7 protein-coding genes are annotated in these 14194 nt (G+C 60.6%); 1 reads left to right on the forward strand and 6 read right to left on the reverse strand.

Annotated elements, in window-relative coordinates:
• Window positions 1-102: 102 nt before the first annotated feature.
• The 3 genes from SH292x_RS00830 to SH292x_RS00840 form a co-directional block, all read right to left on the reverse strand.
• Window positions 103-558, reverse strand: a complete 456-nt coding sequence (locus tag SH292x_RS00830; RefSeq protein WP_442483674.1) for a DUF4339 domain-containing protein — start codon at window positions 556-558, stop codon at window positions 103-105.
• Window positions 559-769: 211 nt separating this feature from the next.
• The gene (locus SH292x_RS00835) at window positions 770-4657 is read right to left on the reverse strand and encodes a PKD domain-containing protein (protein ID WP_442483675.1); all 3888 of its coding nucleotides are present in this window, start codon (window positions 4655-4657) and stop codon (window positions 770-772) included.
• Window positions 4658-4829: 172 nt separating this feature from the next.
• Window positions 4830-5303 carry an NUDIX domain-containing protein gene (locus SH292x_RS00840; protein ID WP_442483676.1) on the reverse strand — a complete coding sequence of 158 codons (474 nt, stop codon included), beginning with the start codon at window positions 5301-5303 and terminating at the stop codon, window positions 4830-4832.
• A 136-nt stretch (window positions 5304-5439) separates the two neighbouring features.
• Between SH292x_RS00840 and SH292x_RS00845 the strand changes: the two genes are divergently transcribed.
• Complete coding sequence (locus tag SH292x_RS00845; protein WP_442483677.1) at window positions 5440-6447, forward strand: PEP-CTERM sorting domain-containing protein; 1008 nt, start codon at window positions 5440-5442, stop codon at window positions 6445-6447.
• Here SH292x_RS00845 and SH292x_RS00850 read toward each other — a convergent pair.
• The 3 genes from SH292x_RS00850 to SH292x_RS00860 form a co-directional block, all read right to left on the reverse strand.
• Entirely contained in the window at window positions 6444-10508 is a 4065-nt protein-coding gene (locus SH292x_RS00850) for a hypothetical protein (protein ID WP_442483678.1), read from the reverse strand. The genes SH292x_RS00845 and SH292x_RS00850 overlap by 4 nt on opposite strands.
• A gap of 367 nt (window positions 10509-10875) precedes the next feature.
• Window positions 10876-12039, reverse strand: a complete 1164-nt coding sequence (locus SH292x_RS00855; RefSeq protein WP_442483679.1) for a YceI family protein — start codon at window positions 12037-12039, stop codon at window positions 10876-10878.
• A gap of 177 nt (window positions 12040-12216) precedes the next feature.
• Window positions 12217-14193: a DUF1559 family PulG-like putative transporter gene (locus SH292x_RS00860; protein WP_442483680.1), complete on the reverse strand. Its 1977-nt coding sequence runs from the start codon at window positions 14191-14193 to the stop codon at window positions 12217-12219.
• Window position 14194: the final 1 nt, after the last annotated feature.

Below are 14194 nucleotides of genomic sequence, written 5' to 3' on the forward strand. Positions count from 1 at the left end.
CTAGCCGTTCTAGACGCGTGTGATCCGAACGACCAGGCCCCGTCAGGACTCTAAGCGACTCACCCCTAACCCCCAATCCCTAACCCCCAGCCCCTCCCCGATTTACCCCAACAACCCCTCCACCTCCCCCGCCGCGCACCACTTGGGCGACGTCGAGCTCCACACTCTTGTCTTCGGTTTCAGTCGGCCTTCGCGGCCGTGGACTACTAGTTGCTCGAAGCTCAGCGGGCCGACTTTGCCTTCGTCGGACAGGTAGTGCCACGTGACGGCGGGGGTTTTGGTTGCGGGCGTGGCGGCCGGCAGTTTTGGGTGGCTGCCGTGCGAGGCTTCGAGGGCGGTGAGCACTTCGGGCGGGAGCTTCGACATGACGATGGTCGACGCGCTCGGGTCTTCAAACAAACCTCGCACGTGACTCGCTTCGACCCATCGGCCATCGAGCTCTTTGCGAACCTGGTCGTTGGGCGTCAGTTGATGATGACGGGCCATCTCCAAGAGCTGCTTGGAACTCAGCGGGCCCATCTCGGTCCCCATCACGCGGCAATACCATTGGCTAGGCATCCGACGAGCTCCCACGGCCCACGCACGCCCTCCGCGGCACGCGAGCGCCGAAACAGTAAGACAAGTTGAAGAGAAGGCACTTAAGAAAAGCCGCGGGGGCGAACACCCTCACCCCACCCGGGGATTATAAAACACGCGCGAGCGGGCTCCTAGACGAATCGTTGCGTTTTGCCGCCGGGGCGGGGACGACGCCCGCCCTTGCGGCCAAGTGTTAGATGCCCGCGAAGGCGAGGTCAAAGTCGTCAAGCGAGGGGGACGCCTCGAGTGATTCCTCCTCGTCACCAAGCGAGCTCAGGAAGAACTCGCCGCCCTCGAACGCATCGCCAATGGCGTGATCGTCCGAGAGAAGCAGTAACTGGTTAGCAAGGGTCTGTTGCTGGGCGTCGGCGGTGCCGGCCGACGCGGCGCTTGCGCCCGCGGGACCGTGTGGCTCGTTGCTGGAGATCGAGTTAGTGGGGTAGGGCGCTGGGCCGGAATTGGACCGAGTTTGTGGAGCTGTGGTATCGCCTGCCGTGGCAGTCGTACCGGTGGGGTTAGTCCCACTGGGCTCGGAGATTGCGGTAGTGGCCGAAGTCGGCGCGGTGATTGTGGAGAGGGCGGCCTCGGCGCCGGGGTTGGTGCCGAAGTTGGCTTTCCAGAGGGCGTAATCAGCGCCATCGACCATACCATCGCCATTCCCATCGGCGTAGGTGAAGGGAGCCACGGCGTTGCCCACCATGTCTCGCCAGTTGGAGTAGTCGGCGAGATTCACCCAACCGTCGCCGTTGAAGTCGCCGGTCCAGGAATGTTGGAACTGCTCGCGAATGGTAACGATGATGAAATCGGTTGCCATCGTGATGCCATCGTGCACAGTGAGCTGCACGGCATAGCTACCTAGATCGTTGGTCAATAGACGCGTGGTGGCAGACTCAGGATGTTCGACCTCTGGCATGTTGTCGGTCGAGCTGGCGACGACGCTCCAACGGTATTCAAGTCGATCGCCATCGGGATCGGAACTGAGCGATGCATTGAGCCGCGGGAATTGTCCTTCGACTACTACCGCATCGGAGGCCGATGCGTCGGCCAGGGGGGCCTGATTGCCCGTGACGGTAATGAGAATGAAGTCGGTATCGGAGCTAAGGCCATCGCTGACGGTGAGTTCGACGGCGTACACGCCGGCCATCGTCGGATTGAGGGTGGTGATGGCCGAGTTCTTGCTGGAGATGGTGGGCGTTGATTGATTGGAGCTTGCCACGACCCGCCAGCTATAGGTCAGCGAGGTGTCGTCGGGGTCAGCACTGGCGGTGGCGTCGAGGCGAGCGTTGCCCGCACCGAACGTTATGCTCTTGACCGACCTTGACGCGTCGGCAACCGGGGGTTGATTGGGTGCCATTACGATTTCGACTACTGTGGAATCGGTGGCCAATCCATCGCTGGTGGTTAAACGAATCTCATAAACGCCGGGAACCATCGCGGCGAATGTCGTAGTGGCAGTGTTCTTGTTTCCAAGCGAAGCGGTTCGCACGTCCGGGCCGGAGAGAATCTGCCACTGGTAGGTGAGCGTATCGTTCTCGGGATCGGTGCTCGCTCGGGCGTCGAGCGTCGCGGTGTGCCGACCTGCCACGCCGGTCAGTTTGCTGAGCGAGGCGTCGGCCGTGGGTGTTTGATTTTGGGCGAAGGTGACCGTCAGCACATCAGTGGCCGAGAGAGTTCCGTCGCTGGCGGTGACGCGAACCCGATACTCGCCTGGGGTGTTGGCCTCGATCGAGGCGACCGCGCTGCTGGCACCAACAAGGGACCACTGAGAGTCTTCGGGCGACGCAATGACTTCCCACGAGAAGGTAATGGCATCGCCATTGGGATCGGTTGTCTTGGCGGCCGTCAGGGTAATCGGACTGCGCTGCGCTACTCCATTTTTGCTCGATCCGCTGGTATCGATTACAGGCGGCAGGTTGAGTCGATAAGTGATGGTAAGCGTGTCGGTGGATTGGTACTGACCATCGGAGACCGTCAGTTCTACCAAGTAAGTCCCTGCGTTATCGGCCGAGAACGAGGTGGCCGCTGCGGCGGAGTCCGCAAACTCCCCTCCGCCCGGCCCTTCGACGATGCGCCAAGCGTAGGTCAGACCTTCGCCACTATTATCCGGGTCGAAGGAGTCGGAGCCGTCGAGTTGAACGGAGTTTCCCAAGTCGACACGCACGTCTTCGCCGGCGAGGGCAACGGGCACCGGAGACGGAATGACTTCCAGATCGCTATTCAGCACAGTGAACTGCGGGATTCCGTTGGAGCCGAGCGTTATTGCCAGCAACCGTTCGTCGGAAAGCGAGGTAAGTGACAGGGCTGTGCCCGTCAGCTGCTTCACGGCACCCAACGCCCAATTGGCTCCTGACCAAGTTTGCACCTGAGCGTTGCCGGAAATGGTCCGGATGGTGTAGGCGTCCGTGCCGACCCAGGTGATGTCGGTCACCGTGTTGCTAAGTGCTTGGGGAAGTCGCTCGAGCGTGATGGCGTTGTGAATGACCCCCGACCCCAGGATGATGATGGCACCGTCGGGCGAGACGCGGGCGGGGTAAGCAAAACCAGCGCTGTTGTGCAGTGGAGAGTCTTTTTTAGTTCCGATCACCCCGTTCTCGTCGATCTCCTCCCAAAGCAGATCGTTGGGACTTGTGCCATCGCGGAAGAAGTACATCTTCCGGTTCGTTGCGCTCCAGGTGTACTGATTCGCCCCGTAGTTCCAGTCGACCGAACTGATCATGGTGCCATCGGGGGCAAACGTGTAGTGGCTTTCCCATGCCCCCGAAGCGTCGGCGGCGAAGACAAACTCGCCGGCAGTTGCCAGCCCCAACGGCCGCTGAGGAATGACCGCGAATGGAACTTCAGAAAGGGTCTCGCTCGATAGGTCGATCTTGCGAATTAGACCCGACTCGTAGGCAACAAAGATGGCGTTGCTGACGGCCGAGTAAGCCATGAACTGCGGGGCGGCCAGCAACGGGATGGTGTCGGCCCACGTTTGACGAACGGTGTCGTAGCGAAAGATGCTGGAGTGTTGCTTGCTGAAAAGCAGCATCATGCCATCGCCGGCGAGCTCGATCTTATTCGGGGTGAAGGGCAGGCCCTGCGGGTCGACGGCTTCGCCCGGTTCGGGGGCTGAGATGTCCTTAAGCGGCACGATGGTTGCTGCCCACCCACCCGCCACGGCGCGGAACGCAATAGCGCTGTCATCGTTGACGAATAGATGGCTTTGGGGGCTCGAGAGAGTGATCGAGCCGGTAGGCAAATGGCCGCTCGTGTAGGCGGTCAAGACGCTGCCTGCAAGGACGATGGGGACTTGGCCTCCGACGAAGTCGATGTCGGTGATAGAGGTCTGAAAACTGCCAGCGTATTCTAGCGCGGTGGTGTAAATGGTGCCCGAGTTATCGACGACTTTCGTACCGTCGTCGAATACCCAAGTTTGGTTACCGCCGGGGAAGTCGCCGTGATAGGGGCTGTCGACGTTTGCTACGAAGTCTCCGGCGTCTGTGTAGGAGACGTACGCGATGTCCGAAGGGCTAATGCCACTGGTGCGGCCGAAGATGCGGTTCGATTCGGTGTCGATGGACGAACCGTAGATCGAATCGATGTAGCTGTCCATCGTGTCGATCACCGAGTTGGTAGCCTTGTTGACACTAATGACTCGGGCGTACAAACCAGAGCTATGGTTGATGAACAGCAAGTTGCCATCGGAGTGCAACCGCTGTACCGGGTTTTGCGCGCTCATCAACGACGTCTGACCGGTGCCGTCGAGACCATACCGGTAGACCGAGGTGCCGTACGCGACGTAAAAACCATCGTCGTCGACTGCTGCGGCGGTAGGTTGGCCGGTGGCACCGGTGAGGTCAATTGGCGTCAGCCATTGCTCGGCTTCGATGTCGTACCGTGCAAAACCGGGATCGCTTTGGTTGAGAAAATAGGCAACGTTCTCATGCTCGAAAACGGTAGCCGATAAAACGCATCGCGATTCAAGTAGTTCAATACGCCTAGCAACGGTCCGATTCTTCCCCATCACCTGAGCCCCTTGTGCGCAGAGGGCGGTCCGACAAACTCGCCCCTTCAGCTTGCGCCGAGAATAAAAATTGGCCATAGCAGGGTCATCATCTTACTGCGAGAATTCGCACGAAGCAATATTACGAGGTTTCCGTTGGTGGACGGGGGTGTATTTGCAGTGGGGTAAATCCAGGAGCAATTTGACGCGTTGGGGCGAGACGTTGAGCAAACGAGTTTCTAGCACCTCGACCAAAGGTTTTTGGTTGTGATCACAGCGACACTTCAAGCCGATCGAGGAGTGGGATTTGCGACTCCTTGATCTTCGCGCGAGCCGTGTCGAGATCAAACCACTCGGCGCGGTCGACCTCCGGGAACGTGACGCGACGGCCTGACTTGGGTGGCCACTCCATTTCGAAGAGGTTGCTCTGGCACGCAGCGGCGTCGCAGTCGCCGCGGAAGGCCCAGGCGTGGACGCGTTTGCCACCTTTTTGGACGATCGACCCGAGCGCGAGGAACTCGCCCGTGGGACTGATGCCGGTCTCTTCGGCGAACTCGCGGCGGGCGATGGCGAGCAGTTCGTCGTCGGTCGAGGCGAGCTCCCCGGCGTTTGGTTCTCCTTTGGGAACCGTCCACACGCCGGCGTCCCGCTTCGCGAAGAACGGCCCGCCGGGGTGGACGAGCAGCACTTCGACGCGTCCGTCGCAAACGCGAAACATCAGCAGGCCAGCGGCGATTCGGGGCATGGCGGGTGGCGCAAACGATTGGAAACCAGTGGAAAACGTCGGAATGGCCGCTTTCAGTTGCACCCGAGTTGATCCCGGCGGTATGCTGTGGGGCCTTATCCGTTCAGTCTAGAACATGCCCCCTGAGAGTACCACTTTGAATAGATCACCTGTCGTTGCCTGCGGGCTGTTGGTTGCCGTGATGTGGTTGTCGCCCGCGGGAGGCGAGGCGCTGGAGTTCGAGTTCGTGGCGGAAACCAATGTCGGCAACAAGCCCGAAAGCGTGATTGGCGACGGGACTTATCTGTACGCCTCGAACATGGGGGCGGGGTCGAATCCTTTGGCGAAGGATGGCAACGGGTACATCTCGAGGTTGACTTACGACGGCACGCTGGTCGATCAGAGCTTTATCTCGCACCGGGGCGTGCTCGACGGTCCGACCGGCATGGCGATTCTAGGGGAGCGATTGTTCGTCGCCGATATCGACGAGGTGATTGGCTATGATCTCAACAAAGTGGACCCGTCTAAGCGGATTAATCTGAGCCAGTTTGGAGTGGGGTTCCTCAACGATTTGGTCGTCGTGTCCGATCGTCATCTGGTGGTGTCGGAAACGAACACCAAGAAGCTGTTCCTCATCGATACAGTGGCAGACTCCGCAACGCAGATTCAGCTTAACTTTGCGATCAGCCATCCCAACGGGTTGGCATACGACGCCGATGCCGAGCAGTTGTACGTCGCGGCGAACATTCAGCATACGATTGGCGCCAGCTTTGCCAACGGCGAGATACTGAAGCTCGATCTCGACGTCGCGAACGGTTCGGCTTCGCTGGTTTCTCGCGCGTCGAACGCGGGATTGTTCCTCGATGGAATCTCGCTGCTAGGCGACGACGAGCTCATCTATTCGGACTGGGTGAGCTTCAGCGGAAACACGGGCGTGCTGCGGCGGTTGGGGATTGATGGCTGGACGCCGCTCGAGGCGTCGAACCTCGCGCTCAAGGGCTTCGCCGACTTTCATTGGGACGCCGACCATCGCTTGCTAGCCGCGCCGAATTTGGTCGACGGCCGTGTGCGGCTGCTAAGTTTGCCCGTGCCCGAACCGTCGACAATCGTGCTCCTTGTGCTGAGCGCGAGTGGGCTGGGGTTGGCAAGACGGTCGCGAGGTTAAGCTGCCGAATCGACGGCGAGCTCGTCCATCGGTCGGACGCTTGCGCGTCGCTTCCAAAATAGAAGCAGCGCTGGTGCCGTCAGCAGGAGCAGGGTGCTTGGTTCGGGAACGACTTGCGACTCGGAGCCCGCCAGGTTGCCGCCAGCGGTGCCGAAGTGGGCCCGCCAGGTGGCATAGTCGCCGGCGTCGACGATGCCTGTGCCATCGTTCGTCGAGCCAGCCGACAAGTGGGTATCGGATTCACCGAGGTGATCCCGCCACACGGTGTAGTCGGCGAGGTTCACGAGGCCATCGCCATTGAAGTCGCCGAGCAGCCCCGCGTCCGAAGGGAGCTTCGTCAGGTAGATCGATGCGCCCGTGTGGAAGTAGTCGTAGCCCGACTGCTGCGTAGCGGAGAGATTGAACACGTGGGATCCGCCGTCGGCGAATCCCACTTTGAGCTGGCCTGTTCTAGCGGCGAGCAACTGCGTGTCGTCGAGCGACGTGAAACCAGTGATGGGGACGCCATCGAGCAGGAAGTATTCGCCGACGAGGTTGAGAGTGGCTCCCGAGCTGATGCTGAACACATCGTCGAACTGGCCACCTTCGATAGTTAGCAAAGCTTGATTAGTGAGTTGCACTGTGTCCTGGAAGACACCGTCAAGAATGACGCCGTGACTGCCGCTCGAAAGAGACAGACTCGATTCGAAGGTGCCGCCCGAGATAGAGACCTCTTCGGAGATGCTTAGGGCCCGAGTTAATCTACCGCCGGAGACTAACAGCTTTGCGTCCGTGCTATCGTAGTAATAGTTGTCGAAAGTGCCGCTACGAATTTCGGTGATGGCACCCTCGTAAGCGTACATGTAGCTTAGCTTTCCCCCTTCGAAAACGAGGTGGCCGTAGTTGTCGAGAGATGCGACGTCCCCACCGCGGACGAACATCTTGCCACCCGGGTGAATGTCGAGGCCCGATTTAACGGAGCCACCGAAAACTTCGAGCGTGGCACCATCGAAGACATCGGCGTTGCCACTGAGATTGCCCGAATCGAGTCGTACTGTGCCGCCGAAGACCTCGAGATTGCTGCCGACGGTGCCTCCCGCGATGATGAGATTGCTGCCCGGCCCGGCGACGAAGTTTTCTCGAACGGACGCGCCTGTGTTGACGCGTAGCGTCTGGCCGTTGTGAATACCTGCGAGCTTGGGACTGGTGGCAGCATCGAGCGAAGCGGGCCCCTGGGTGTGAGGTTCGTGGATAAAGAGGAGCTTACCGCCAACGATGCTGTCCTCGTTGTAATCGTCGACTAACACGAAGGGAGTGCCATCGGCGAGAACGCCCGTGATGGTGTCGCCTTCGGACTGTATCTGGTGGACAGTGTTAAACTCGGTGACGGGCTGGCCATTGATGCGGAAGTCGCTGCCATGGAAGGTGATTTCCGCAGACGTGCCGGTGGTAAAGTCGTCGCCAAGGCCACCGCCGCGCAAGGTCGCGCGTCCGCCGGAGAAGCTCATTCCCTCCACGGCACTCCCAGCGAAGTCGAGCTGGCCGCCGACGGCGAGGGTGATCGATCCTTCCACTTCGACTCCGCTAACGGTGGCGACCCCGCCGTTGCCGATGGAGAGCCCGCCGATGGTGCCGCTGATAAGGTTAGCTTGGCTATCGCGCTGTAAAGTGACGGTCGACACCACCTCGCCGCCCGTCATGGAGAAGGTCGATCCCTTAAAGAGTTCGAGAGTGGTGAATTGACCACCGGTTTGGGTGATGTTGGAATCGAACGCGCGAAAACCACTGCTTACCGAACCGGAAGTGAGGGCGAGGGACGATTCGATGACTTCGGTATTCCAGTCGATGGTGCCCCCTTGAACAATGATTTCACTTTCTGGGCCGGCGATGAAATTGTCGCGAACGCGACCACCCGTTTGCACGGTGAGTCGTTGCCCGCGACCGATGGAAGCGGGACCCGAATTATTGGTTAGTGTGATTTCTGCGGGACCAACAGCTGCGGGTGCCGAGAGTTCGAGCGTCAGCGCTCCAGTCGCGATGCGATCGCCATCGTCGTAGTGGAAGGCAACACCAGTGCCATCGCTGAGCACGCCGGTGAGCAACTGCCCGTCGACGAGGTTGAGTTGCGAGGAGTCGCCCACGTTCACCAACTCGCTGACCGGAACGCCGTCGACGCGGAACTCACTTCCGACCAAGCGGAGCGAAGAACCTGCGTCGGCGACGAAGTCGCTCATGACGCGGCCACCGCGAATGTCGACGTCGGAGCCAGAGCGGGCTCGAAAGAACCCATGGAGGAGCCCGCCATTCATTTCGAACGAGGTGCCGTTATTGGCGGTGAAGCCGACCGAGATAACGCCGTCGTGCATGACCGCCGTGGTCCCTTCGTAAAGTCGGGCCGTGGAACCGATGTTGCCCCCCTCGACGACGAGCTCGGCGCCAACGTAGCGGCTGTTAAAGCCGACTGAGCCACCTGCGACTTCGATGCGACTCCCAATTCCGGCGACGAATTGCCCAGGAAGCGATCCCTGCTGCTCGACGCGAATCGTCTGGCCAGCGCGCGCGGTCAGCGGGGCGGCGTCGGGTGGTACCACGATGGTGCCCGGTTCGGCGGGCGCGAGTTCGGCCCGAACGAGTCGGAGGGTTGCGGGTGTGAGATTCGTTCCATCGTCGGGTGAGAGAACAAAACCATGGCCATCGGCAAGGATGCCCGAGAGGAACGCCCCGCTGGGGACGGCGATCTCTAGCGTGTCGCCAGGATTCGTGCCAAGTCCCTCTACGGGAACGCCACCAATCGTAAACTCTCCTCCGACGATCTCAATGTTTGCTCCGGGCTGCGCGGTGAGTTGCTGTGCAAAGCCACCGGCGTAGTGATACGTCGCGCCGGCGAGTATTTCGGCCTGCCCCGTCATCGTCCCGCCCGACTGCTCCATACGAGCTCCCGGGAACAAGGTCACACGCGACGGAATCGAACCCCCCGTGAGTGTGATCAGGCTTCCGGCGTAGGCCGTGGTAACACGATCCTGTGGATACGAATAGTACGGGTAGTAGGAAGTTGTTGATCCTAAAACTCCACCCTGGACGTTGACAGTTCCGCCCGGCATGAGCGCTAGTCCATAGGCGACATCGCCTCCTTGAACGTCGAGCGTGCTGCCATTGTGAACCTGCATGTAGGGATCGATACGTCCGCCGGTCATGGTCAGGTGCGAGCCGGCGAAAAGATCGGCACCGATGCCTATGGTGCCCGACTTTAGCTCCACCTCGGCACCAATCGCTTCGAAGTCGTTGGCCACTCCATAGATGGTAGAGCTGCCTGAACTCGATGGCAAAGCGTTAATGATCACCTTGCTTCCCGGTCCAGCGGTGAAACCGACGGGGGTGCGGCCGAAGCTTTGGAGTTCGAGGACTTCAGCGTCGCCGATCCAGCGCCTGGCGAACTCCGAGCTGGCAGAATGGATGGTGGTGCCGGGGGTAGGGGTGGTGGCTTCTGTCTCTACTAAGCGAAGGGAACCCATTGCGAATCGGTCGCCACCGGACCAAGGCAGGCTCGGATAACTGCGCGTGGCACTCGGCTGCCAGTCGTGCGACGAGAAGGCGAAGGGCGTACCATCGGCCAAGCGTCCGGTAAGTAGTTGCCCGTCGGAGAGGCCAATGAAGGTTTCGTCGCCAAGTTCGACGAGCGATGCCACGGGAACGCCATCGACTTGGAAGTCCGTTCCTTGCAGCATCAGCTCCGACCCAAGCCGGGTTTCCATGGACCCTACCACGGTGCCGCCCGACATCTCGGCGCGAGCACCAGCGTCCAGCGTCAAATGGGAGTCGATCCAACCCCCGTTGGCATCGAGCAAAACTCCCGCGGGAATCGTGTAGGCACCTAAAGCCCCACTGCTGGTATTGTAGGGAATGCTCAGCCGACCCCCTTCGCCGAGTCGAATAGTCGAGCCAGGTGAGAGCAGTGACGGATTTGGTGCACTGCCAGGAGGGATGTTGTACACGACCTGCGCGAGGCAAGATTCAGCGAACAAGATCACCACCGCAAAAGCGACGCATGAAGGAAGTTGTCGCTTCGTTCGACCTGCTGACATCAGACGGATTCCATTTGGTTTCGGCTACGCGGAGCTCGGAAGAACAGCCGGTAGTATTGAGTCGGGCGCCGGCGCCGAAAAGCAAAGCCACGGCAGGACATCGCTACGAACAGAGAGTCGGGTGGATGCGAGATACCCCATCGTCCCTGCCGTGTTCGGCTAGGAACCGATTGTATCAGAGCCGTTTCCACCCGCCCAGCGAAAGATCCGGGATTGGGGAATTCCGTCCCCAAAACAGGACACTCATCGAAGGTAGATAGTAGATTCACCCCATTCGACGGGCCGCGAGAGAGCGCCATGTCGTAGAAAAGTCGGAACTCGGCAAGATGGCCGAGCTTCCTGCGTCGTCGCATCGGAGCGGAGTGCTTTAGTTCAACACGCGCTCCACGGCGCTCTCAAGCTTCGCAACATCCGTGGCTTTCAAATCGATGAAGTTGGCGGTTACCTTGTAATCCTTGTAAACCATCACGGTGTTGGCGACTTCGGGGTTCACGTGGTAGGCCGCGAGATCCTTCGCGCCCGTCTTGTCGTCGGGGTAGCAGAGCGAGGCCAGCGTCACGCCATTCTGCGCGGCGATCAGTTCGAGCTCGGCGGGCGACGCATCGAGCACGGCGACAAAGCCCTTGAGCTTGTCGCCATTCTCAACGCACAGCTTCTCGACTTCGGCGAGCAGTCGCTCGGTGTTGTCGCCCTTTTTGGCGAACACCACGACTGCGGGGCAACCGAGGTACGTGCATACGGGGCAAGTGCGAGTCCCCTTGTCGGGGCCCGCGACATGCACCGGCGTCCAAGGCTCGACCTCCTCGCCGACGGCGAGACCCGACTTCGGCTGGTTGGCCGAAGTTGCTTTCGAAGTCTTGGTGGCTTCGGCCTTCGCGGCGGCTTCCTTTTTCTGTTCGTCTTCGGCTCCCTTGGTCGCCTGACCGACAACGACCTCGACGCTGACGAGCTTTTCGACGCCGTCCGTGTGTTCGGTCATGGCGAACTGCGTGCGGTCGAGTTCGAACTTGCTCTTGAGCACGAGCCCTTTGTCGGTGATGGTAACCTTGGCGGGGAACGTGATCTCACTCTCCACGCCGTGGAAGTCCAACTTGCCCGTGACGCTCACGACTCCCGGCTTATCGGTCGGTGCGATCTTGCTGCTGGTGAATTTGGCGGTGGGGAACTCTTTGGTGTTGAGGAAGTCCGCGGCTTGCAGGTGCTGCGTCAGCTTGTCGAACTCGGTCCAAATGGAATCGACCTCGATCTCGACGCTGATCCCCTTGAGGGTTTCTCCATCGACGACCAACACCCCGTCGAACTTCTTGAAGCCACCGAGGCGTGGCTTGGGGTCGTCGCCCGTGTGGAGGCCGACGAATTCGATGCGTGAGTTCTTGGGGCCGATCTTGGCGCTTGAAGCTTCGACGGGAACCGGCTTGGGGGCGGGCTTCTCGACTTTCTTCTCTTCTGCCGCGCGGGCGACGCTCGCCATCGAGGCGAGCAGAACGAACGATGCGGTGGCGATGCGGAGCGGAGACGTTGTGCGGGCCATGTTTAACCTTTCGCGTGCTTCTCTGGAACCGAAGAAACGATTGCGGCGAGCATGCCGCTCACCGGCGGGGTGCATTGTAACCGATGGCATCGTAGGGCGTGCAACGCTCGCGGGTAGTGGTGCCGGAAATCCGTACGGCACGCGTAACAATCTCTGCCCGAATTCTGGCGAATCCGGCTACGGCGACCCCTGCGCCACTTCTTCACCGTTGCGGGTGGACATGGCCTGCCAGGGAGTTAGTTCGATCGATTCGTCGATGAGCCTTGCGCTGCCATCGGCGAATAGTACTTGGACGCCGCCGGGATGCAGGCTTCGCGCGCCGCGCCAGCCGTAAGCGGCGTACAGTCGCTCGGGGGGGCGTGTGGGGTCGACCGTGACCGAGGTCACGCAATCGTAGTTTGGCGAGTTCGGCGGCAGGTAATGGTTATACATGGTCGAACGATACTCGCCGCTCGCCCAGGCGAAGCCGCGTGGGTCGTTGCCGTTGCCGGTCGTGGAGTTGTAGACGTTCGTGCCGCGGCATTTGATGTCGGTGAGGTCGGGCGTGCCGGCGAACGAGAGGACGAACTTGTAGTTGCGATCGGTGCCCGAGGGCTGGAACGCGCTGGTGCCCGAGCGCGGCGTGTCTTCGCCCAAGAGTCCCTCGGCCATCGCCGCGGTGTGCGAGGTGCCGTCGGTGATGTGGGCGAAGGTGGTCTTCGAATTCACGTAGAACACACCGTTGGTATCGAACGGTGTGCCACCCCCCGCACCCGAACCCGCGCAAACGGCGTAGTTCGAAGGCCCCGTTTCCGGTTTCACACGCGTCGAGAGATCGCTGGGGCAGAGGAACTCGCTGAGCACGAGCGACACCCCCGCGCGATTGGGTTCGGAAATCGGATAGCCGCTCGTGGGCATGTAGAGGGGTAGCGACAAGTCGAGAGCATCCTGCACCGACTGTTTCTCCATGTAGGGGAGCAGATGCGCGAGCGCCGACCAGCGGTAGAATGTCTGCGGGTGCGAGGGCTCGGGAGCGTAAACCTTGGCGACCGAGGCCGGTGGCAAGCGTTTCTCGGCACCGGCGTAGTTATGCAGCGCGAGGCCGAGTTGCTTGAGGTTGTTGAGGCACTGCGTTCGCCGTGCTGCCTCGCGGGCCGACTGCACCGCGGGAAGCAGTATCGCGACAAGCACACCGATGATGACGATGACGACCAGGAGTTCGACCAGCGTGAAGCCGCGGCGAGAATAGCTCGTCAGGCGAGTGCGAGTAGTGCTACGGCTTCGTAGCGCGCCGAGCGAAGCGAATACTCCCAAGCCGAAGAGAACAGCCGTGCTTGGCTCAGGGATTGCGTTGGACGAGAGCGCTGGCGCCGCGAACACCGAAGCGCCGAACTGCGACTTCCACAATAGGTAATCGGATTCGTCGACCAGGTTTGCGCTCGCGCCATCGCTGTCGCCGTTTCCGGCGAGGTCGTGCGTGCTGCCGAGGTTGTCACGCCATACGGTGTAGTCGGCGAGATCAACCCGTCCATCGCTGTTAAAGTCGCCAGGGAGGGGCTTTAGGTGGCCGACAACCAAATCGTCGTACAGGATGCCATCGAAGTCGTTGGTTTCGATGAACGAGATGCGGTCGAAGGGGGTGCTGCTGGTGATGCCGATGAACTGAACGTTGCCATAAGGCCAACTGGGCCCGAAGGTCCGGACGGGAACGATCTCGTCGAGTCCCAGGTCGGTGTTTTGGAGGCGGATAGAGAAAGTATTGGGCTGGGCGTCGCCGGCTTGAGTGAGGTAGCTGCCAAAGGCGGTGACGGGCTCGGAGAACTCAACCCAGTCCTCGACACCATCGGCATCCAGGAAGAATCGACTACCGCTAAAGGCGAGTAGGGTCCACGAATTGATTCCGCCGCCAAATCCCGTTTCGGCCGTAATCTCCAAGGATTCGAATGCGAGAGTAGGATTCGAGCCCGTCGCCGTTTCTAGATTGTTAACCGCGAAGGAATCCAGCCGCTGGAGGAATGTGCTCCGCGCCTGGGTGGAGAGCGCAGGAGTTTGTTTGGAAGTGTCAGGCCCACCGAAGTAGACGGTCGTCACGGCGCTTGCCGACTCCCATGGGGAGCCGGCTAGCGCCATCAGGACGACAGCCATGCGCATCAAGTTTTCAACGAGTACACGCACG

Origin of the sequence: Aeoliella fuhlenseeensis (assembly GCF_052161615.1) — a bacterium.
Classification (GTDB): domain Bacteria; phylum Planctomycetota; class Planctomycetia; order Pirellulales; family Lacipirellulaceae; genus Aeoliella.